General features: G+C 57.3%; 15 protein-coding genes and 7 pseudogenes. 9 read left to right on the top strand and 13 right to left on the bottom strand.

What is annotated here, in order from left to right; all coding sequences use genetic code 11:
* Window positions 1-10: 10 nt before the first annotated feature.
* Window positions 11-394 (bottom strand): RidA family protein, encoded by a 384-nt coding sequence (locus LZK81_RS29190; RefSeq protein WP_233957877.1) that lies wholly within the window; start codon window positions 392-394, stop codon window positions 11-13.
* Between the two features lie 180 nt (window positions 395-574).
* Here LZK81_RS29190 and LZK81_RS29185 point away from each other — a divergent pair, with 180 nt between their 5' ends.
* The 3 genes from LZK81_RS29185 (at window position 575) to LZK81_RS29175 (ending at window position 4,311) form a co-directional block, all read left to right on the top strand.
* The gene (locus LZK81_RS29185; RefSeq protein ID WP_041365363.1) at window positions 575-1,495 is read left to right on the top strand and encodes a LysR family transcriptional regulator; all 921 of its coding nucleotides are present in this window, start codon (window positions 575-577) and stop codon (window positions 1,493-1,495) included.
* Window positions 1,496-1,657: 162 nt separating this feature from the next.
* Window positions 1,658-2,863 carry an aminotransferase class V-fold PLP-dependent enzyme gene (locus tag LZK81_RS29180; protein ID WP_041365361.1) on the top strand — a complete coding sequence of 402 codons (1,206 nt, stop codon included), beginning with the start codon at window positions 1,658-1,660 and terminating at the stop codon, window positions 2,861-2,863.
* Window positions 2,864-2,976: 113 nt separating this feature from the next.
* A complete protein-coding gene (locus tag LZK81_RS29175) occupies window positions 2,977-4,311 on the top strand; it encodes an alkyl/aryl-sulfatase (RefSeq protein WP_046601177.1) in 1,335 nt (444 codons plus the stop codon).
* A gap of 111 nt (window positions 4,312-4,422) precedes the next feature.
* On the opposite strand, the gene LZK81_RS29170 is transcribed toward LZK81_RS29175, so the two are convergent.
* A complete protein-coding gene (locus LZK81_RS29170; RefSeq protein WP_041365359.1) occupies window positions 4,423-4,899 on the bottom strand; it encodes an Lrp/AsnC family transcriptional regulator in 477 nt (158 codons plus the stop codon).
* Window positions 4,900-4,997: 98 nt separating this feature from the next.
* Between LZK81_RS29170 and LZK81_RS29165 the strand changes: the two are divergent.
* Window positions 4,998-6,201 (top strand): annotated as a pseudogene (locus LZK81_RS29165) (diaminopropionate ammonia-lyase).
* A complete protein-coding gene (locus tag LZK81_RS29160; RefSeq protein ID WP_041365357.1) occupies window positions 6,198-7,358 on the top strand; it encodes a M20 aminoacylase family protein in 1,161 nt (386 codons plus the stop codon). Before LZK81_RS29165 ends, LZK81_RS29160 begins: the two are co-directional and overlap by 4 nt.
* A 246-nt stretch (window positions 7,359-7,604) precedes the next feature.
* Here LZK81_RS29160 and LZK81_RS29155 read toward each other — a convergent pair whose 3' ends face one another.
* Window positions 7,605-8,384, bottom strand: coding sequence for a trans-sulfuration enzyme family protein (locus tag LZK81_RS29155; protein ID WP_326491536.1), 780 nt, complete (start codon window positions 8,382-8,384; stop codon window positions 7,605-7,607).
* A gap of 59 nt (window positions 8,385-8,443) precedes the next feature.
* Between LZK81_RS29155 and LZK81_RS29150 the strand changes: the two are divergent.
* Window positions 8,444-9,542: pseudogene (locus LZK81_RS29150) on the top strand (IS1595 family transposase).
* A gap of 174 nt (window positions 9,543-9,716) precedes the next feature.
* On the opposite strand, the gene LZK81_RS29145 reads toward LZK81_RS29150, so the two are convergent.
* Complete coding sequence (locus tag LZK81_RS29145; RefSeq protein ID WP_041365355.1) at window positions 9,717-10,442, bottom strand: helix-turn-helix transcriptional regulator; 726 nt, start codon at window positions 10,440-10,442, stop codon at window positions 9,717-9,719.
* A gap of 154 nt (window positions 10,443-10,596) precedes the next feature.
* On the opposite strand from LZK81_RS29145, the gene LZK81_RS29140 reads away from it, so the two are divergent.
* Window positions 10,597-12,081, top strand: a complete 1,485-nt coding sequence (locus tag LZK81_RS29140; RefSeq protein WP_155414763.1) for a DUF1254 domain-containing protein — start codon at window positions 10,597-10,599, stop codon at window positions 12,079-12,081.
* Between the two features lie 229 nt (window positions 12,082-12,310).
* On the opposite strand, the gene LZK81_RS29135 is transcribed toward LZK81_RS29140, so the two are convergent.
* The 6 genes and pseudogenes from LZK81_RS29135 to LZK81_RS29110 all read right to left on the bottom strand — a co-directional run bounded on the left by LZK81_RS29135 (window position 12,311) and on the right by LZK81_RS29110 (window position 17,247).
* The gene (locus LZK81_RS29135; RefSeq protein WP_233957872.1) at window positions 12,311-13,168 is read right to left on the bottom strand and encodes an IS5 family transposase; all 858 of its coding nucleotides are present in this window, start codon (window positions 13,166-13,168) and stop codon (window positions 12,311-12,313) included.
* 220 nt (window positions 13,169-13,388) lie between these two features.
* Window positions 13,389-14,061: pseudogene (locus tag LZK81_RS29130) on the bottom strand (IS5 family transposase).
* Window positions 14,062-14,126: 65 nt separating this feature from the next.
* Window positions 14,127-15,365 carry an MFS transporter gene (locus LZK81_RS29125; protein ID WP_046602144.1) on the bottom strand — a complete coding sequence of 413 codons (1,239 nt, stop codon included), beginning with the start codon at window positions 15,363-15,365 and terminating at the stop codon, window positions 14,127-14,129.
* A 406-nt stretch (window positions 15,366-15,771) separates the two neighbouring features.
* Window positions 15,772-16,755 carry a molybdopterin-dependent oxidoreductase gene (locus tag LZK81_RS29120; RefSeq protein ID WP_233957876.1) on the bottom strand — a complete coding sequence of 328 codons (984 nt, stop codon included), beginning with the start codon at window positions 16,753-16,755 and terminating at the stop codon, window positions 15,772-15,774.
* Window positions 16,756-16,759: 4 nt separating this feature from the next.
* A pseudogene (locus LZK81_RS29115) lies at window positions 16,760-16,909 on the bottom strand (carbon-nitrogen hydrolase family protein); the annotation flags it as partial.
* A complete protein-coding gene (locus LZK81_RS29110) occupies window positions 16,855-17,247 on the bottom strand; it encodes a RidA family protein (RefSeq protein WP_080725107.1) in 393 nt (130 codons plus the stop codon). The pseudogene LZK81_RS29115 and the gene LZK81_RS29110, both read right to left, overlap by 55 nt.
* 169 nt (window positions 17,248-17,416) lie before the next feature.
* Here LZK81_RS29110 and LZK81_RS29400 point away from each other — a divergent pair.
* Window positions 17,417-18,051 (top strand): annotated as a pseudogene (locus LZK81_RS29400) (LysR family transcriptional regulator); the annotation flags it as partial.
* A gap of 61 nt (window positions 18,052-18,112) precedes the next feature.
* Here the strand turns inward: LZK81_RS29400 and LZK81_RS29095 are convergent.
* The 3 genes and pseudogenes from LZK81_RS29095 to LZK81_RS29525 form a co-directional block, all read right to left on the bottom strand.
* Window positions 18,113-18,409 (bottom strand): annotated as a pseudogene (locus tag LZK81_RS29095) (transposase); the annotation flags it as partial.
* 16 nt (window positions 18,410-18,425) lie between these two features.
* On the bottom strand, window positions 18,426-19,505 hold the full coding sequence (locus LZK81_RS29090; protein ID WP_233957873.1) for an IS110 family transposase: 1,080 nt from the start codon (window positions 19,503-19,505) through the stop codon (window positions 18,426-18,428).
* Between the two features lie 257 nt (window positions 19,506-19,762).
* Window positions 19,763-20,622, bottom strand: a pseudogene (locus tag LZK81_RS29525) (IS3 family transposase); the annotation flags it as partial.
* Between the two features lie 362 nt (window positions 20,623-20,984).
* Between LZK81_RS29525 and LZK81_RS29080 the strand changes: the two are divergent.
* The gene (locus LZK81_RS29080; protein ID WP_233957872.1) at window positions 20,985-21,842 is read left to right on the top strand and encodes an IS5 family transposase; all 858 of its coding nucleotides are present in this window, start codon (window positions 20,985-20,987) and stop codon (window positions 21,840-21,842) included.
* Window positions 21,843-21,874: the final 32 nt, after the last annotated feature.

Here is a 21,874-nt window from a genome sequence, read left to right as displayed (position 1 = left end):
AAAAGCAGGTTTAGGACTGCCGTTTTGCGGCTAAACCGATCTCAATACGCGCTCCAAGCGGCAGGCTGGCGCAGCCAATGGTGGTGCGGGCCGGGAAGGGCGATGAAAAACGTGTGGCGTAAATCTCATTCATCTGACCAAAGTCGCTCATGTCTGTGAGATAGACGTTGACGGATACGACATCATCCGACCCCAAGCCTGCTGCTTCAAGAACTTGAAACAGATTATCGAAACACTGGCGTGTCTGGTCGGCGACGGTTCCGTCGACAAGTTTGCCGGTGCTGGGATCGAGCGGCGTCTGGCCCGAGCAAAATAACAGGTCGCCGGCCCATGTCGCGTGCGAATATGGTCCTACTGCCGCAGCGTTCGAAGCATTCACAGTTCGTCTAGACATGGTTTCTCCCAAGGCAGGTTAAGAAGCGCGACCTGCTGGCGACCAGCATATCCGCAAGTGGTTTTGCGTTATGATATGCTGCATGTTCGCCTTTACAGCCCGTTGGAAACTATCAGAACGAATCTGTGCGCCAACCCGAATAGGATGCACTACTCTGTGCAAAAATAGACGGAGGGTAGCATGGCGACCGCAATCGATCATCTTGACTGGGACGATCTCAAACTTTTCCTCATCGTCGTTCGGTGCAAGAGCGTGACCGGAGCCGCCCGGGAACTGAAGGTCAGCCACTCCACTGTTTCCCGTCGGCTTGCTCGCCTGGAATACACGGTTGGCGGCGCACTCGTCGAAAGGACCAGGGATGGACTTCTGCTGACCCCAGCCGGGCTTGTTACGATGCGGCGAGCGGAGGAAATCGAGAATGGGGTGAATGCGCTTCGCAGCGACGTGAGCAATCGAGACGAGGTACGCGGTACAGTCAGATTAGCCACCATGGAGGGCATCGCAACGCTTTACCTCTCCGAGCGCCTCGTTGAGCTCAGTAGTCGGTACCCTGATCTTGACATCGAGCTTGTGACATCGCCGCAAACGGTTCGGGTCGCTCGCCGGGAAGCAGATTTATTCCTGAGCTTCTTCAAGCCCCATGGAACTGCTCTCGACAGTCAGCTGATCGGACGTTTCAAGACCGGCTTGTTCGCTTCGCAGGCCTATCTGGAGCGCAATGGCGTTCCCTCTCAAGCGGCGGATCTTCGCGAGCACCGCTTTGTCGGCTATATCGAAGAGCTAGTTCAGCTCGAAAGCGTTCTATGGCTAGAGGAACTCGTACCCGCCCCAACGATTGCGTTCAGCTCAAACAGCATGATGTCGCAGATGTTCGCGGCGTCTGCGGGCGCAGGAATTGTAGCGCTTCCTGAATTCGCACGCAGTCTGAAACTCGGGCTCATTCCGGTACTTGAAGAGTTGAGCGGCGAACGTGAGATCTGGATGTCGGCACATCAGGACCTGGCTTATCTACCCAGAGTGAGAGCCGTAAAGCAGTTCGTGAAAACGCTGGTTCGTCGGGACGAACAACGCCTTCTGGGAAACGCACCCTGGTCACGGTGAAATGCGCACGTTGCTGCCCGCGGAGCAGGCTGGCCTGTTAACCGGCGCCCGGTCACGCCACGCCGTTCAAATCTGCACAGCTGGTTGCAAAAGTATCGGCTTCCGCCACAGTGTTGATTGCGTCAACAAGGTGGGTGGCTAGATTAAAGGAAGGAACTCCTCATGTCGCAAAACAACCGCGACGCCCGCAAGGCTTTGGACCTTCCTCGCCTACGTGCTGATACTCCCGGCACAAGAAACAGAAACCACCTCAACAATGCTGGGGCGGCGCTGATGCCGAGCCCGGTGATTGATGCAGTGATTGGGTACCTGAGCCGGGAGGGCGAAATCGGTGGCTACGAGGCAGCAGCGGAGGCCAACTCGCTGTTGGAGGGGGCCTATGACAGCTTGGCCACTTTCGTAAACTGCACTCGCGACGAGATAGCGATAGCTGAAAACGCGACGATCGCCTGGCAGCGCGCCTTCTATTCCCTTTCTTTTGGACCTGGAGACAGGATTCTGACGGCAAGTGCCGAATTTGCTGCCAACTACGTAGCCTTTTTGCAGGTTGCCAAGCGCACCGGCGTATCCATCGAAATCATTCCGAATGACGCCTCTGGCGTCCTTGATCCGGACGCACTGGCGAAAATGATTGATGAGCGCGTTCGCTTGATAGCGGTCACCTGGATCCCGACGAACGGCGGGCTTATCAATCCAGCAGCAGCGATCGGTCGAATAGCGCGAGACAACGGCATTCTCTATCTGCTCGACGCCTGCCAAGCTGCGGGTCAAACGCCGATCGATGTGAATGCTCTCGGCTGCGACATCCTCACCGCTACCGGCAGGAAGTTTCTCCGCGCGCCGCGGGGAACGGGGTTCATGTACATGCGAAAATCAGTTCTGGAGAAGATCGAGCCAGCGATGATCGACCTCTACGGCGCCCCCTGTACCGCACCCGATCGATACGAGTTGCGACCTGATGCCAGACGCTTTGAAACGTGGGAGAAGAACTATTCGGTTCGTCTCGGCTTGCGGGAAGCAGTGGATTACGCGCTCGAAATAGGGGTCGAAAACATCGAGGCGCGCTGCAGTCACCTTTCGTCAAGGCTTCGGGAAGGTCTGAGGGGGATGCGTGCCGTATCCGTACATGATCTTGGGGCGCCGCTCGCGTCCATCATCTCATTCACCGTTAACGGCTGGGATTCGCCAGCCGTCATGGCCTATCTGGCTGGCAAGGGAATCAACGTCTCGGTTTCCCCGCCCTCCAGTACCCCGATTGATGCCCATGATCGACAGCTCCCGCCCGTGGTGCGAGCGTCGCCGCATTATTACAATACCGAGGAAGAGATCGATACGTTTCTGGAGGCGATGGCCAGTCTTGCCTCGTAGCTGATGACGCAGCTCGTTTCTGTGACTGCTTGCTAAGCGGGAGGGATCGAGCCATGACAAGTACCCAACTCGCATGGCAACAAGTCTACAGCGCGGCCATTGGCGGATGATAAATGATTGAGTTGCGAGGGTTAGCTATAGTGAATAAATCGCCTCGAGATCAATCGGCGCCCGCCCAAGCAGACGAGTTCGCCGGCCGTGAGCAACTCCGCGCGAGTTCCGCCGAGTTCAGGAAGGAAGTCATTGAGATCACCGACGGCGTCTTTGCGGCCGTCGGCTACTCCGCGAGCAATGTCATCCTAATTCAAGGTGACATAGCGTCGATTATTGTCGACACGTCCGCCAACCCCGTCGACGCGAGGGCGGTCATGGATGCCTTCGGCGGTCGCCTGGTGCGACCAGTAAGGGCGATCATCTACACTCACAATCACCCGGACCATTCCGGCGGCGCGACGGTATTTTCCGGAAACGACAGTCCTGAAATCTATAGTCACCAGACGCTGGTGGAATCCGGTCCCGAGTTCGGCAGGGGTCAGCGCGCCGGCGGTGATGCATTTGGCACCACGCTGCCCGACGAGCTGTTCATCAATGCCGGCACCCAACTCGAATACGGCCGTGTGACGCCGCACACGCGGGAGGGCTACTTGCCGCCGACGCGCACCTTCAGCGGCGAGAGCCAGACGATCGAGGTGGCGGGCGTCCGGCTGCAGCTCGTTCATATGCCCGGTGAATCTCCAGAGAACACCGCTGTCTGGATGGCCGAAAAGGGCGTTCTTATTCCCGGCGACGACTTCTTGAAATCGTACCCGAACCTCTCTCCGATCCGCGGCCTAAAGCTGAGGCCGCCTGAGAAGTGGATCGCCAGCCTCGAAAAGATGCTCAGTCTGGACGCCACCTACATGGTGCAGGGGCATATGCGTCCAATCCTCGGGAGGGACGAGGTCCGAAAGGCTCTCACAGACTACCGTGACGGGATCAAGACCATCCTCGACCAGACCCTCGCAGGTATCAAGCAGGGCAAGACGCCGGACGAACTTGTCCAGGAGGTGAGGCTATCTGACGAACTCGCAAATAGCCCCTACCTGCAGGAGTATTATGGCAGCGTCGCTTGGGCGGTAAGGGGCATTTACGCCGACTATGTGGGATGGTTCGATGGCAACGCGACCAATCTATACCCGCTGCAACCTACCGAGCGCGCCCACAAGATGATCGATCTAGCCGGCGGACCAGCGGAGGCGCTCGATCGAGCCAATCAAGCGGTCGAGGTGAAGGAGTATCAGTGGGCCGCCGAACTGGCCGATTTTGTATTGGTTCTCGACCCTGAAAATGTGGCGGCAAAGGAAATCAAGGCCCGGGCGCTGACCGAGCTGGGTGAACGCCAGATCAATGCCACGGCCCGGAACTACTACTTGACCTCGGCACAGTACCTGTCGAAGAGGAGCGATTAGGCGTGTTAAGTTACATGCTGAAAACAGGAGCAGTTTACCCCTGTTCCCCTACCTCTGGCCAGGGCTGTGGTCGCAGTGACAATGTCACGTCCTTGAGGCGCCCTATATCGGTCACATCCTCGTCGGCACTTCCATCCCGACTTTCACGCGGTCCATCGCCACGAACGTTCTGAATTTTTTGACGTTGTTGTTGCCGAAAAAGAGGCGACGGGTGAGCGCCTCGTAGTCATTCATCGAAGCGACGACGATAACGAGAACGAAGTCCGCTTCCCCGGTCACATAGTAGCATTGTTGGATTTCAGGGGTGGACGCGAATTGTCTTTTCGCTTCTTCAATCTGGGCCGCGGTCTCGCTGATGACCTCGACTTCCACGAAAATCGTGATGGACCTCCCCACAGCAGATGGATCGACGACAGCAACATTCGCCCTGATCACGCCATCTTCAGTCATCCGTTTGATCCGACGCTGCACAGCCGGAGCAGAGAGATTCACCGCCTCGCCAATCGTGCGCTGGGAAGTGGTGTTGTCGCGCTGTAAAATTTCAAGGATGGCGCGATCGAACTCGTCCAGACGGGGAAATGCGATCATTTAGTCAGCCAATGAAACAAAATTGCAAAAACACTCGCCAAAATCAGCGCTATTTTCGCGGAGAATGCAATATGTTTCAGTCTCCACGGAGATCAAACATGTTTCTTATGAATTCGAACCTCGAATATCGTCAACCGCTCGTCGAACGAGATGCCGAAACTTTTAGCGTCGCTGCTGCCGCCGAAGTCGAGCGTCACTTGGCGTTTCGCGACAACCACTCCGAGACGCCGTTGGTGGCGCTGTCAGGACTAGCCGCCGAAGTCGGGGTAGCGTCCATCCACATGAAAGATGAGGGACAACGACTGGGGCTCGGCAGCTTCAAAGCACTCGGTGGCGCCTACGCAGTTACTCGACTAGTCCTTGAAGAAGCGTCGTACCGGCTCGGCCGTACAGTCGATATTGCCGAGTTGAAATCGCCGGACGTCCGGGCGGTGGCCTCGATGATGACCGTGGCTTGCGCAACGGACGGCAATCACGGCCGCTCGGTCGCGCAAGGCGCCAGTTTGGTCGGGGCGAAGGCAGTTATCTTTGTCCACTCCGGGGTCAGCGACGAAAGGGTCGCAGCGATCGGACGCTTCGGCGCAGAAATGATCCGGGTTGACGGCAACTATGACAATTCGGTGAAGGAGGCGGCGCGGATCGCCGAGGAGAACGGTTGGATCATTGTCTCAGACACCTCGTGGCCGGGTTACGAGCGCATCCCCGGTCTGGTTATGCAGGGCTATACCTGCTCTCGTTAGGGAGGCATTCAGGCAAATACCAGATTCGCCGACACACGTCTTTATCCAGTCCGGTGTTGGCGGCATCGCGGCTGCGGTGGCCGGATATCTCGCTATTGCGTACGGCGAGAACAGGCCGGTGTTTACGGTCGTCGATCCGGCACGGGCTGCATGCTTATTTGAAACGGCACGCGCGGGGCATCCTGTCTCGATTGATCACGGCGAGTCTACGGTTATGGCCATGCTTGAATGCTATGAGCCCTCGCTTGTCGCATGGAGAATTCTTTCCCGCGTGGCCGACGGGTTCATCACGGTAGAAGAAGAGGATGCAGTAGCGATTATGAAGCGGCTCGCCAATCCCGCCGCTGGCGACCCCCCCATCATCGCCGGAGAAAGCGGCGGGGTTGGCCTGGCAGGCTTCCTCAGAGCTGTTGCCGATCCTGCTATTAAGATGGCTCTGCACCTCGACAGTTCTTCCCGCATTTTCGTGATAAATACCGAAGGAGCAACGGATCCTGGTAAGTACGAGCAAATTGTGGGCAGCACGCCGAAGGCGGTAGCAGCGCAAGGGAAGACGGCATGAGCATCGACAGGCAAGCGCTCAAAACCGAAATGACCGGATGGCGGCAAGAACTGCACGCTTATCCGGAGTTCGGCTTTGAAGAAAAGCGGACCTCTGGTTTGGTCGCACGCAAGTTGGCAGAGTTCGGCCTTGACGACGTGGTGGAAGGTGTCGGCGGGACAGGCGTGGTCGCCACCCTCAGACTGGGCAACAGCAACAGATCCATTGCCTTGCGCGCCGACATGGACGCGCTCCGCATAACCGAGCAAGGCAATCGGAATTACCGGTCGCAACACCAAGGCATCATGCATGCCTGCGGCCATGACGGCCACACGACAATGCTTCTTGGAGCCGCGAAGGCGCTAGCCCAAGAAGGTGGGTTTAACGGAACGGTCCGCTTCGTGTTCCAGCCGGCGGAGGAATGGGGGAGGGGTGCGATCGCGATGATCGACGACGGGCTAATGCAGAGGTTTCCCTTCGACGAAATCTTCGGCATTCATAACATGCCCGGTCTTCCCGTTGGGCATCTACAGACACGGCGCGGGGCTTTGATGTCCGCCGAGGACAACTTCGAAATTATCCTGAGGGGTGTAGGCGGCCACGCCGCAAATCCCCATTCGGGAAATGAGGTCCTGATCGCAGCCTGCGCGCTTGTCACGAACCTGCAGACGATCGTCTCACGGCGTCTCGATCCATCTGACATCGCTGTGATTTCAGTGACGGAGCTGATCACCGACGGAACGCGGAACGCACTGCCGGGGCTCGCGCGGATCCTTGGCGATGCCCGCAGCTTCAGGCCTGAGGTTAGCTCCCAGATCGAAAAGCAGATGAACATTATTGCAGAAGGCACCGCGCTTGCACACAACGTGTCCGCGGAACTGATTTACACGAGAGAGTTCGTGCCGTTGCTTAACGACGCAGCGCTCGTGGACGAGGCGGTCGCAGCGGCAAGGACTTTCCTAGACGACGCGCACGTCGAAGAACGGCGCGAGCCGATGACTGCCTCCGAGGACTTCGCCCGATTTCTGGAGCATGTGCCAGGCTGCTTCGTGTTCCTCGGTAATGGAGAAGACTCCGCGCCTCTCCACAATCCCAACTATGATTTCAACGACAACGGGCTGATCCACGGCGTAGATTTCTATACCGCGATCGTTCGCAGACGGTTGTCGTCAATGTAATGCTGCCGCGCCGGGATTGCGGTCTGGGTGCGGCAAGCATCCTTGCTGCCGACGCTGGGAATATGATCGCGTGAACCAGCGCTGGCGATCGCCTGAGGTGACAGGTGGCGTGCGTGCCGGCAGTTCCACAATTAAGGACGTCTCTCGAAATCTGTTCAAGTTATTGGTTTTAGTGGAAGTTCCATATTCAGCAGCGGCATGTCCTAACGGGATGAATCGTCTTCTGATCGCGTTTGTCGGACGGCCTCAGCCGAAATCCAGAGCCTCCAGGATGTCTTCGATAAGATCCTCGGCATCCTCCAGGCCGACGGAGCAGCGGATGACGTCATCTCCAAGCGCGTCGCAAAGGCCGCTTCCTGAAAAGGACAGGTGGCGGGCGCTGGTGAGGCCGGCCGGATGGCATATGAGGCTGCCGACCTCGGCCAGATTGACGCCCGACTGTATAAGCCGCAGTCTGCTGATCATCGCAGTGGCACCATCCCTACCCGCACGAAGGCCGAAAGCCACCATTCCCGAGCCACCTGACATCTGCCTGCGAGCGATGGAATGGTTCGGGTGAGATGGAAGAAAGGGATATCTCACCCACGCTACCGCCGGATGGGTTTCCAATGTCAGTGCGATCGCATGGGCGGCGGAACTGTGCCGGTCCATCCTGAGGGCAAGTGTTTTCACGCCTCGAAGGATGAGGAACGAAGCCTGCGGTGAAATCACGGTCGTCGCAGGAAAACGTAGGCTGGTTTCCCGCAGTTTTTGAATGATTGCGGTGTCTCCCAGCAGGGCACCGCCGAGTGTGTCGCCATGACCGTTGATGTATTTGGTAAGCGATTGCAGGACAATATCGGCGCCGTGCTCAATCGGGCGCTGCAAGGCTGGCGAAGCGAATGTGCTGTCAACGACGATCTTGAGGCCGCAGGAGCGACCGCATTCTGCGATTGCAGCAATGTCGAGAATGTCGCCGAGAGGATTTGGGGTCAGAACAAGAGCAGGTCGAAATCGTACGAGGCCTTTATCAACCAAAGACAGCAAATACGTTGTGATATAGTGCTTTCCATGCGATTCTACGGTCAGTTCCGAAGGAGGTAATTATGTCTGAAATGATGCTGGCAACACTTTCCAATATTCGGACAGTTGAAGACATGGTCGCCGCGTTCCGGGACGAGGAGCATTGCCGCCATTTGCTGGAAGGCATGGTATGGCGGGATGGCAGGGTCTGCCCCGCCTGTGGTTATAAACGCTCGATCGCGATAGCTGGCCGCGATATGGGCAAGCGCCGCGCGCGGGCGGGTCTCTATCAATGCTCCAGCGGTGATTGCCGGTTCCAGTTCACGGTGACAACTCACACGCCCATGCACGCCACGAAACTTCCCTTGCGCGTATGGCTCAAGGCGATGTGGTTGTTGCTGCAGTCGGACAAAGGCCTGTCCTCGGTCCGTCTCGCAGAGGTACTGGGGGTGAGCCAGCCCACTGCCTGGCGGATCGGTCATGCGTTGCGCCTCATGGTTGTCGCGCGAGCATACGCTCGACGGCACGGTCGAAGTGGACCATTTCTATCTTGGCTGAAGGCCCAGAAAGCATGCCCATGATCCGCCACCCGGAAGAGGCCGCATGGGGCAGGTGAAAACTGAGAGGACGCCGGTCATGGCGATCGTGCAGCGACCGGCAGACATTACCCCTGGCTCCACCGCCGGCGACGCCCGCGCCGCTGTCGTTACCGGCCTTTCATTGCGTGCTGCCGTAGGCGCAATTGCAACACAAGTTGAGCTTCATGCGCATTTGATGAGTGACGAGGTCAAGGCATTCATGGCCATTGGCGAAAGCTTCGCCGCACACGAAACAGTCAACCACTCAAGCCGTGAATATATCCGGGATGCCGTCCACGTCAATTCAGTTGAAGGGTTCAATGCTCGGGTCCGCCGAACCATCGCAGGTGTTTTTCATCACATCAGCCCAGAACTTGCCGACCTATATTTCCACGAAATCGGTTTCCGCTGGTCCCAGCGCATTGTTACCGGACAGGCTCTGCGAAAAAGCCGAAGCGGCAAGGAAAGCATGAAAACCCTCTGGTCGCGGGTGCCGCCGGCGCTGCAATTACTGCAAGTGTTCCGCGCTGCTACCGGCCGTCAGATGCGCAGAAGCCCGGATGGCGGCATCACCATCAAATCGGCCGTAGCTGTCTTTGGTTGATAAAGGCCGCGTACGATTTCGCACTCCTCTTGTTCCGACCCCACATTGCGATGCCGGGAGCAGAGGCGGTCCACCACATCAGGTTAATCTGCCTAGCGGCGTCAGAGCGATCTTATCAAACCATTGCTGCCAAAATCCACCAATAACACGAATCTGCGGTGCCAAGCTTTGGCGTTAGGAGCGAGCGACAGCACCCATGCCGTCGACGCCTAGCTTTGATTCCATTTTTTCGTGATGCCACCAGTCCGCATAGATCCGCTTTCGCGAGCGAGGGACCTTCGCATGGAGCAGGTTGACTTCCAGCATCCTATCAGTCCGGAAATATCGATATGCCTCCCGAAGTTCGCACCACGCGGCGAGCACTCGGACGCAATCGAAGAAGGCGATAACGATTGGCCAAACAGTGCGCCGCTCAGGTTCACGGTCTGCCGTGTGGTAAAGGATCTCTACTTTGCAATTAACCTTCATCGCACCCCGCAATTGGAGCAGCACGGGGCCATCCTTCGGTAAGACCTCCGGCCCAGGCGCAAGTAAGGGTGCGGTCCAAAATTCTGAGCGTTTTGCATCCGGCAAAATGGCGGAGATTTTGGCGACAACGTCGCGCGCTGTGGTGTTTATTTCTTTGCCTCCCCGCGCCCCGACCATGCGTAATCCCAGCATGACGATCTCCAGTTCGTTCGTCGAAAACATCAGTGGTGGCAGATCGTAGCCGTCCTGCAACACGTACCCGACACTAGGCTCGCCAAAAACAGGCACTCCGGATGCTTCCAGCGCTGCGATATCGCGGTAAATCGTTCGCAACGACACCTCAAGTTCCGACGCAATGGTTCGGCCGCTGATCGGTCTGCGTTCGCGGCGTAGGATCTGTATGATCTGAAGTAATCTGTCTGCTCTACGCATAACGCCCCTTTTGCTTCCCATCGAGATGAACGGACATCACCTCGTGAGACGTCTAACCGATCAACCGCTTATGGCCATGCCCTATGCTGACATCATGGTGACAGCATGACTGTTGTAAAGGTGCATGAAATCGAACGGTAGGGAGTATCATTCAATGGAAATCACTCGGAGGGATGCGTTCAAGATGGCTTCATCTGCTACAATTCTTGGAGCGGTCGGCCCTAGCGCGGCAGCAGCACATGATGCTGCCGCCGAAGCAGTCCCGCAGGGTGCCGACTTGGAGTTCGACCTCGGAATTCCGACGCCAGATACGGTTGAGAAGCTTTATGATACCATGGATTTTCAACGCGCAGTGCAAGCCTATCTCTGGGCGGTTCCCATCGTCGGAATGGAAGGTGCGCGCCGGATGCTTATCGACAACGCCGACGCGAGGAGCGGCGATCTCGTGCTTGTTGCCGGGTATCGGGACGTCAGCGTCATGCTCGGGTCGAATGTAACGACGCCCTATGTGTTCGCGTGGTTTGATCTTACGGAGGGGCCAATTGTCATCGACTATCCTGAAGGCGCTACCGCGGGCTCACTGATCGACTGGTGGGATCGTCCGCTCATTGATGTCGGCATTTCGGGGCCAGATGGCGGCAAGGGAGCGGAATTCGTATTGGTCGGTCCGGCGTATGAAGCGCCGGAAAATTTCCCCGATGGCGCAAAAGTGCTGCGTTCCCGGACCAACAAAGTCCTGATGTTTTGCCGGGGACTCGATGGTGACCTCACGAAGGTCGAGGCTGTTTTCTCTAAAATTCAGGTCTATCCGCTTGGCGCAACAGGGAGCGGCGCGAAGGTGCTTCTTAGGTTCAAGACCGGGGGCGAGTTGACCAGTATGGCTCATCCTAAAGGCCTCGCATATTGGCAGTCGTTGGTTCAGGCGCTGAATGGTGAACAGATCGAGGATCGAGACCGCTTCTTTGCAGCTATGCTGAAGCCGCTCGGCGTCACCTATGACGGATCGTTTTCGCCAAGCGACCGACAGAGAGGGCTACTTGAGAGAGCCGCAAAGCTCGGCGAAGCGATGGCGAAGGCTAGTGCCTTCAGCAAGCGCATTCCAGGGATGCGCTATCGGGACGATACGCATTGGGAATATTTGATACCTCAAGACTTTGTCAACGGACAGGACGTGCCGGATGGCACTCTGCTTGATGAACGGATGGCGTTCTTTTACGAGGTCACGGGCACTTCCGCCGCCGTTCTCACCAAGACACCCGGAACTGGCTCGGCATACCTCACCGCCTACTGTGATCCCGACGGACACGCTTTTGATGGCGCAAAGTCTTACCGGCTGCGCGTTCCAGCCAATGTCCCTGCCAAGTCCTTTTGGTCGATCACGCTGTACGACACCGAGACCCGTGGTCTCATTCAGAACAAGCAACAGATCGTGGATCGTTCTTCCCGGCAAAAACTCAAGGTCCAAAACGACGGCTCCATTGAGATTGTTATGGGACCGCAGACTCCGAAGGGGTTGGAGCAGAACTGGATACCGACAACGCCGGGTAGAGCTTGGTTTGTGTATTTCCGCTTGTTCGGCCCGCTAGAGCCATATTTCGACAAGTCGTGGCGCTTGCCTGATATCGAGGAGGTCATTTAATGGTTTTTTCGGAAACGGCTGAACTTCTTCAATAGGGGCCGGTTCTGGTAGAGGGCTGTGAGAAGGATAAGCTGTCGCAAGGACCCCTTTTGCGACAGCGCAACAGGCGCAGGCCTCGGGATTTTTCGACAACGTCTAGACTGCTTCGAGGTTAGCTCGGTCACCTGCATTGGCATTTCAGTTCATACGCGAGGTCCGTTTGATGCAGCCGGATAGGTTACTCCAAGGCCTAAGAGCCTGACTCGAAAAGGTTTCCACGATATCCGTACCTTGCCAGGCGTCGTGTCAGGACGCGGATGTGGGCGATAGTGATCCAGGCTTCGGCTGATGCGACGGACTTTTCCCAATCCTTCGCCAAGCGTCGGCATCTGCCAAGCCATGCGAAGGTGCGCTCCACGACCCAGCGACGCGGCAGAACCTCGAAGCCCTTGGCCTTATCGGTCCGCTTGACGATCTGGAGCGTGAACGCAGCGATCTTTTGCAGTGCGCCCTTCAGCTTCGGTCCGGCATAACCACCGTCCGCGAAGATATGTCTCAGCCAAGGCCAGCGCTTGAGAATGGTTTTGAGGACGGCAGGCGCACCGGCGCGGTCCTGAATATCGGCGCTGTGAACCACGAGGCCGACCATCAATCCGAGCGTATCGACGACGATATGACGCTTGCGTCCCTTTATCTTCTTGCCCGCGTCATAGCCCGAAATTCCGCCGCTTTCCGTGGTTTTCACGCTTTGACTGTCGATCACGCCGGCAGACGGCGAGGCTTCCCGGCCTTCCAGGTCGCGCGCCTCCATAACGAGATGATGGTTGATCCGCAGCCACAAGCCAGTCGCCCGCCATTCGTAGAAATAGGACTGCACAGTGGTAAAAGGCGGAAAATCTTTCGGCATCATCCGCCACTGGCACCCCGTCGTGGCGATGTAAAGCAACGCGTTCACGACTTCGCGAAGATCGGTGCTGCGCGGCCTGCCCAGCCGTCTCGGTCCAGACAGGCAAGGCGCGATCAATCCCCATTCCCGGTCCGTCAGATCGCTTGCATACCGCATTGCCCGTCGGGCATATTGCCGACGGGTGAAATCAGTCCAGCCCATTGTGGTCTCCGTTCGTCCTAAGCAAACAAACAGAATCACAACTGGCTGATTTCACTCAACTCTTTTTCGGTCAGGCTCTAAGGAACAACGCGCTAGCGACCGTATCCCATAACAGCATAATCGCGAGACGTTAAAAGCAGCAGCAGCAGATCAGCACTATGGAGCTCATTGGGCTTTGGCCGCGGGTCGAGCGGTCGTTGGGAGCTAGGACGATCGACATTCATCGCAGCCAGAGCATTGCGGCAACCAGATAGAAGAAGCCTTGGGAATGAATGGTTCTGCGATCGTATCGGGTTGAAAAACTGCGGAAGTGCTTCATTCGGTTGAAGCACCTCTCTATGCGGTTGCAATGCATGTAGGCGAGTTCATCGTGCGGAATGATGATCTTGCGCGAACGGTTTGACGGGATAACGGCTTTGGCTCCCATGTTGGCGAGCGTTTCTCGCAAAGCATTGCTGTCATAGGCCTTATCGGCCAGTACGACATTGCCGATCTGCCCTTCCAGAGGCGCCGGAGCTTGCATGATGTCGCCGAGTGGTCAATCCACCTCGGGAACGCCCCAGCGCCTGATCCTTGGCCCCCCTTTTCCGGATGCCGCCTGCTGATGAGCACAGACGATCGTGCTGTCGATCATCAGATATTGGTTGTCACGGTTGGCCGTCAGCGTCTCGAACACCTGCTCCCAGATGCCGGCATGGCACCAGCGGCTGAAACGCTTATGCACCGACTTCCACTTGCCATACCGCTCCGGCAGATCGCGCCCAGTGTGCGCCAGAGCGCAACACCCAAAGACAACCATTCGTAAACAACCGGTTGTCCGGTCCAGTGCGCCCCGGATCCCCGGCTTTATCAGGCAACAACGACGCAATCTTCGCCCACTGAGCATCGCTCAATTCATATCATCTGGCTGCCATCCACAAACCTCCGTGATCAAACACGGTCGTCTACCAATCAGTCTTCAAGCGATTTGGGAATCCTGAATGTCGATAGGTCCTAGGATGTGTATTGCGACAAGAATGATCACTGAAAATATGGACGGGACCGCCGCCATCAGGACAATCTGCTGTGTCGACCAGCCTAATGCGATGACCGCGCCTCCAAGACCCGGGCCGACCACAGAACCGATCCGGCCTGCGGCCGCTGCAAAGCCAACTCCTGTCGCTCGAAGGTGTCCGGGGTAGAACGAAACAGCGAGAGCGGCCTGCCCCATACAACAAGGAACCAGTCCGGCTCCAATACCGAAGACAACCATCATTATTGTCTTGTCCAGACTTCCGTGTGCGAAGACCAGAATGCAGCCGAGCCCGAAGGCCCCGTACACCATAAGGGATCTCACGACACTCAGTTCCACCACCAGGAAAACGAGGATCACGCCTCCGAACAGACCACCCATGGACAGTACTGCCGCGCTCGCTGGAGCCATTTCAGATGGCATGCCCCAGTTGATCAACAACGTCGGCGTCCAGTAGAGGACGGCATAGGCTTCCACAAATACGACGAAGGCGAAAAGCCAAAGAAGAATCGTCCGAAGTGCAAGCTGCCCCGCAAACAGCCCTAGGATCGCATTTTCTTTGCCGGCTACGGTATGCTCACGGCTCGAAGCAGGAAAAAAGCAGACGATGGCCGGCAATAGAAGCAGGGGCAGTATTCCACCGACTATAAAGATTGATTGCCAGCCATAGTTCTGGATCAGCGGCCCTCCGAGAATACCCGCCAGTACGCCCCCTGCTGAAAGACCGGTTGTGATCAATATGGCTGTGGTGGACCTACGTGCCGGTGAAACGACGGACGACGCAGCGCCCACAGCAAGAGGCAGAACCGCTCCCAACCCTACGGAGGTCATTAGCCGCAGGGTAGCGAGACCCAAGATATCGGTGGCAGTTGCACTGGCGAGGCTGCCAATGCCAAAAACTGCGACACTGAGAAGCATCACTCTGCGGTCTCCAAGGCGAATTGCCATTGGACCTGCTGCAATGTAACCAATGACCGCGCCAATACTGGCAGCCATGAAGACTGGCGCCATGGCGGACGCCGGCATGTCCCAGATAGTGGCGATCGTTGGCGCCACGAAGGTTATTGAGATGGTGTCGAGGCCATCAAAGACGACGATCGTAAAGCAGATAACGATGATGGGCCAAATGGAAACGGCGCTATTGGCGACATGATCGCACCCTTCCTGACTGACAAGCTTGCACATTCTCTTGTTCCCCGTATGTCGTTTTGTTTTCTTGAGCTACCTTGCGTGGCAGGGTTCGTCTGACGTGTAAGACCAATCGATTCCGCAAGGCGACTTTCCGCCTTGCCTCGCGCCTCCCTCGACGTCAGAAAAGGCGGCGGCTGGAACGCACTCTTATCGACGAGCAGTGCGGCTTGGCTCCTCCTGTAGACTGGACGACGCGGCAAGCCGGCCACACTGGGTTTCCGCGGAGCCAGGGACTGAAGCCCTCCTGGACAGAAAATAAAGGGCGGACGCCTTGCCCCCAGACCACGGTCAAGGGTATTGGCTCAGATGTCCGGGTTGCCGAACAGGAACGGGACGTTGAGGCAAATTCATGCGCCGGGGGGCCAGTGATAACTATAACATTGCTGCAGATGAGGGCTTATCATGCAACGTTTATTTCCACCGAGTGCACCGCGTTTCTCGCGTCAGCTAACGGCTGCCTTTCCCCGACTTCGTTCGTGCACTGGCAAATTAGGAGGTGCTGACCCGCTCGAGGCGACCATGACAACTCGAACCTTTGCCAGCTTCTATCCTCGCGTGGCCCGACTGTTGCAGCCTGCCACGAGCCTCCTCCATCCACACTCACCTCGACACTCGAAATCTGATTGTCTCCCCAAGCCCAGCCCCATATTGTTGTTGGCATGTCAGCTGACAGTATATCACTTGGGGACGGCGACACGATAACCGACTCCGGGGCGACATGCCAAACCGGTCTCACACCCCAAGCCGTGTGGTCGTTATAGAAACGCGTCGTATAGGCGCTTCGCGACCGCCGGTCTGCGGCCGTGATCGAACCAAGCCATTTTACGGAGTTCGTGCCGTACCATCCTGGCACGACCAGCCGAACCGGACCTCCGCGCTCCATGGAAAGCGGCCGGCCATTGATCTCAAGTGCAAGGAGAACCTCTTCTGCAAGTGCTTTCGCGATCGGCAGATCCTTTTGATAAGGTTCTTCGACTTCTGCGTACGAGCCCCACTCAAGGCCGGAAGTCCATACGTAGGACGCATCGCTGCTGATCTTCGCGCGCTCTAGAACAAGCGATAGCGGTACCCCTTTCCAAACCACATTTCCAATCCTGCGCTTGGCGATTGTCGGAGCAAGAGGGCTGCCAGCGCATTCGTGAAATGACATATACTCGCGCTGCGGCATTGCAAGGAGATCAGCCAAGCGCAGCTTCACCGGGTTTCCCACGAGACCATCGATATCCAGATGCCAATGGTTAGGGTCGATCTCCAGGAACCCCATATGAGTGACGAGAAAAAGATCGTCTTCAGCGGTGATCCAGGAGTTGAGGGCATGAACGCCTTCAACAGGGCCTTGGAATGAGAACCCCTTCTTGGTCATATGCATGCCCGTCCGTGTCATCGCCTTACTCCGGTAACGCTTGCACCTCTGTGTCCGTTGAAGACTCCGTAGTGATGTCTTTTACAAATGTTATCGGCTTTCGACGCGTCCGGTTCACAGCTACGTCGAATAGGTCAAAGCGGTTGTAACCCGCAACGACGTCGTGAAACCGCTTAGCGGCAGACTGGAGCAGCGAATGGTGGTGCGCGAGGGATAAGGTGCTGAAAAACGAGTGGCGTAAACCCGATTCATGTGGCTGAAATCGCTCATGTCGGTCAAATGGACGTTGACTGAAACAACGTCGTCGCCCCCTAATCCTGCCGCCTCGAGAACCTGAAATAGATTATCAAAGCATTGGCGTGTTTGTTCGGCAATGCCGCCATCGGCCAGTCTGCCGGAGCTCGGGTTGATCGGCGTTTGGCCAGAGCAGAACAGCAAGTCGCCAGCCCATGTCGCGTGCGAGTATGGTCCCACAGCCGTGGCGTGCGAAGCGTTCACAGTTTGTCTCGACATGGTCTTCTCCTAGGTTACCTTAAGCAGACCAACTTTTGGGATCAGTCCGCCTGCCGAAATTTGCTTCACACGGACTAACCGGGGGGTCGCGTCCGAAGCTAACAGAGCGAATCTGCGCGCCAACCCCAATAGAATGCACTATGCTGTGCAAAAATAGTCGGGGGGTAGCATGGCGAGGGCAATTGACCACCTTGATTGGGATGATCTCAAGCTTTTCCTTACTGTCGTCCGGTGCAAGAGCGTGACCGGCGCCGCCCGCGAACTGAAGGTCAGCCACTCTACCGTTTCGCGCCGGCTTGCTCGTTTAGAATATACGGTGGGCGGCGCGCTCGTCGAGCGAAATCCGGATGGACTTTTGCTGACACCGGCTGGGCTAATTACCATGCGGCGGGCGGAGGAAATTGAGAACGGGGTGAATGCCCTTCGAAGTGACGTGAGCAATCGCGACGAGATCCGCGGTACCGTCAGACTCGCTACGATGGAGGGTATCGCACACTTTATCTCTCAAAACGGCTTGTGGAACTCAGTGAGCGGCATCCTGATCTTGACCTCGAACTGGTAACATCCCCTCAGTCGGTTCGCGTCGCTCGCCGCGAGGCGGATCTATTTCTAAGTTTTTTTAAACTCCGTGGAACTGCCCTGGACAGTCATCTGATTGGGCGTTTTAAAACAGGGCTGTTCGCTTCCAAGGCTTATCTTGAGCGCAATGGAGTTCCTTGTTACGCGGCAGATCTTCGGGAGCACCGCTTCGTCGGCTATATCGAAGAGCTTGTCCAGCTCGATAGCGTTCTTTGGCTAGAGGAAAGAGCTGGCTCGGTTTGTCTGAACAGTTTCGGGCGTTTTGCTAAGTGGATTTCCGCCTCGGTTATGCCGCCACCGTCATTGGTGCCAGCGCGTTGAAGTAGGCTTGATCCGGCGTCTGCCGGTCAAGCGATGAATGTGGGCGTCGACTGTTGTAAAAGCTCAGATAGCGGCCGATGCCAGCGCGGGCCTCGGATACGGTCTTGTAGGCGCGGAGGTAGACCTCCTCGTATTTGATCGAACGCCAGAGCCGCTCGACGAAGACATTGTCCCGCCATGCGCCTTTACCGTCCATCGAGATGGCGATCTCGGCTTTCTTCAGCACGGTCGTGAAGTCCATCGAGGTGAACTGCGACCCCTGGACGCCCTTCTGTTTGTCAAGCGACGATCCTTGTCTGATTGACCTCCTTCTGGCGGCGCATGATGATGCCGAAGACTTCCCGAGCGATGTATCGCTTCAGTGCCCGGATTGCGTCGAGCTTGGAATGCCCGGCGGCAACACGCCGGGCGACATACTGTTGGGTTTTCTCGTCGGTCCTGAGACGGCCAATTGCAATAATATGAAGGGCGCTATTGGCAAGTCGGTCACCACCCCGGTTCAGTCGATGTCTGATGGTTTTGCCTGAGGATGCGGGAACAGGACTGACGCCGCAGAGCGCAGCGAAGCTGGCTTCTGACCGCAACCGCTCGGGATTGTCGTCGGCAGTGAGCAAGAGCTGGGCGGCGCTGTTGTGGCCAATTGAATTCCGTTCGATAAGGTCCGGAGCCAAGTCCTCGACAATTGCAGCTATCATCATGTCGAGATCGGCGATCTCATCGTGCCGTTCCAGATACCGGCGACCAAGTGACTTCAGGGTGATCCGATACGCGGCTTCCACATCGCGGTAGGCTGTCAGGTCTGGACGCCAGGCGGCAAGTAATCGAACCAGCTGCATGCGGGTCATGCGTCGAAGCTGATCCCGCAATGCGTCCGGCGCAGCGATGATCGTATTCTGGATCAATTGCAGGGCTATGCGCCGGGCGTTGACCGCCGTCTTTCGGCAAGCCTTTAAAACTCTGAGAGATTCCACCATACCGTCCCGGCTTCGAGGTGTGACGGTTCGCTGTTCGGCAAAGGCTGCGTGTGCCGCGGCCTGGGCATCGAGATCATCATTTTTGCCCCGTCTTCGACGGTCGTGACGATCTGGTGTGGTCACCTCGAGGACCTCCACACCCGCGGTCTGCATGTATCGCGGCAGCCCAGCTCCATAACTGCCTGTGCATTCGATGCCGATGCGCTGCAACTCGCCGAATGTCCGCATCCAGGCCAGCATCAACCGATAGCCGTTGCGGGCCGTCGGAAAACTGCGTGTCTCAAGAACGCGGTCGTAATTATCTACGACCGCTGCGACATGTAAATCCTTATGAGTATCGACGTCGGCGACAACATGACGAGCTGCCTTGACCTTCTGTTCCATGCCGTAGCCTCCGGAGTTTGACCGATATCGCACGGCTCGACCACGGTCATATGCATGGACAGGACAGTCACGTGACCAACTCGGTCAGGCCCTTCTTGGGTCACAGGCAAAGCCTCACCGCAAGGCGCTCCCGGGCGGCCGACAGGTCTAGGGAAAGACACGCTGGTCGATCGGAGTGTGGGTCAAGCCACACCAGGACACCTTGCAACGCCAGCCTACCAAGCGATCGATCGGTGTTTGAGACAGACCACCCGGGAACTGGCTATCATCTTCTGACTGTCCGTGTTGAAGTATCGGGTTTGCCATGACGGGCCAGCGCGTCCTCGACCGCTTCGATGCAGAAGTCCGCTTCCATCGTGATCGACAGCCGCCACGACAGAACCCTTCGGCTGAACCAGTCCACGACGGCGCAGAGATAGACGAAGCCGCGAGCCATCGGAACGTACGTTATGTCCATTGCCCAGACCTGGTTGGGCCGGGTGACCGCCAGCTTTCGCAAGAGGTAGGGATAGATTTTGTGACCTGGCGCTGGTTTGGATGTGTTCGGGCGACGATAGATCGCTTCGATGCCCATCTTCTTCATCAGCGTGGCAACGTGCAGCCGCCCAGTTTCCAGCCCTTCTCCCCTCAAGAGCCCTTGCAACATCCGACTTCCGGCAAACGGGTAGTCGAGATGCAGTTCGTCGATCCGCCGCATCAGGGCAAGATCGTCCTGCGACACTGGACGTGGAGAATAGTAGACGCTGCCACGGCTGAAGCCGAGAAGCTTCGCCTGTCGTGCGACCGACAGTTTGTGTGCGCGGTCGATCATTTCTTTCCGCCCAGCAATCCCGCCTTGCCGAGCGCTCCGGCTAAAAATCGTTCTCCAATGTCAGCTCGCCGATCTTGGCGTGCAGTGTTTTGACATCGACGGTCGGGCCCGCCGGTTCCGCCTTCGCTTCATCGCCGAAAACGCCTGTGCCCCCTCAAGGAGCTGGTCTTTCCACTGTTTGATCTGGTTGGCATGCACGTCGAACTGCTGGGATAATTCCACCAGCGTCTGCTCGCCTCTGATCGCGGCAAGCGCTACCTTCGCCTTGAAAGCCGGGCTGTGGTTCCGGCGCGGTCGTCTCGTCATGGTCTCTCCTGTTCCCGGCATCTAAGCCGAAGTCAGGCAGAAATTCCACTTGTCCTAGCTGCGCAGATTCCCGAGCCAGCTCTCTATCGAAGAACGACGAGTATTGAGGGCAGGGGAGGTCTACCGACACTCCCCACCACGGCCTGACCTGTACAGGCCCCGGAATGGCTAATTCGGGGAGAGTTACGAGCCGATCTGGTACAAGGCGTACCAGTCGGCTCCTTGGCTGATAGGCTAGACCGAGCCGTCGTCAAATGGACAGCCGCCGCACGGGCGAGATCTAAGAGCCTGACCGAAAAAGAGTTGAGTGAAATCAGCCAGTTGTGATTCTGTTTGTTTGCTTAGGACGAACGGAGACCACAATGGGCTGGACTGATTTCACCCGTCGGCAATATGCCCGACGGGCAATGCGGTATGCAAGCGATCTGACGGACCGGGAATGGGGATTGATCGCGCCTTGCCTGTCTGGACCGAGACGGCTGGGCAGGCCGCGCAGCACCGATCTTCGCGAAGTCGTGAACGCGTTGCTTTACATCGCCACGACGGGGTGCCAGTGGCGGATGATGCCGAAAGATTTTCCGCCTTTTACCACTGTGCAGTCCTATTTCTACGAATGGCGGGCGACTGGCTTGTGGCTGCGGATCAACCATCATCTCGTTATGGAGGCGCGCGACCTGGAAGGCCGGGAAGCCTCGCCGTCTGCCGGCGTGATCGACAGTCAAAGCGTGAAAACCACGGAAAGCGGCGGAATTTCGGGCTATGACGCGGGCAAGAAGATAAAGGGACGCAAGCGTCATATCGTCGTCGATACGCTCGGATTGATGGTCGGCCTCGTGGTTCACAGCGCCGATATTCAGGACCGCGCCGGTGCGCCTGCCGTCCTCAAAACCATTCTCAAGCGCTGGCCTTGGCTGAGACATATCTTCGCGGACGGTGGTTATGCCGGACCGAAGCTGAAGGGCGCACTGCAAAAGATCGCTGCGTTCACGCTCCAGATCGTCAAGCGGACCGATAAGGCCAAGGGCTTCGAGGTTCTGCCGCGTCGCTGGGTCGTGGAGCGCACCTTCGCATGGCTTGGCAGATGCCGACGCTTGGCGAAGGATTGGGAAAAGTCCGTCGCATCAGCCGAAGCCTGGATCACTATCGCCCACATCCGCGTCCTGACACGACGCCTGGCAAGGTACGGATATCGTGGAAACCTTTTCGAGTCAGGCTCTTAGATGCGCAGCATCAATTCTCTTCTCGCTTTATT

It is taken from the genome of Neorhizobium galegae (assembly GCF_021391675.1).
Lineage (GTDB): Bacteria > Pseudomonadota > Alphaproteobacteria > Rhizobiales > Rhizobiaceae > Neorhizobium > Neorhizobium galegae_B.
Note: the sequence above shows the minus strand (reverse complement) of the source record. Positions and strands in the feature narration are given on the sequence as shown.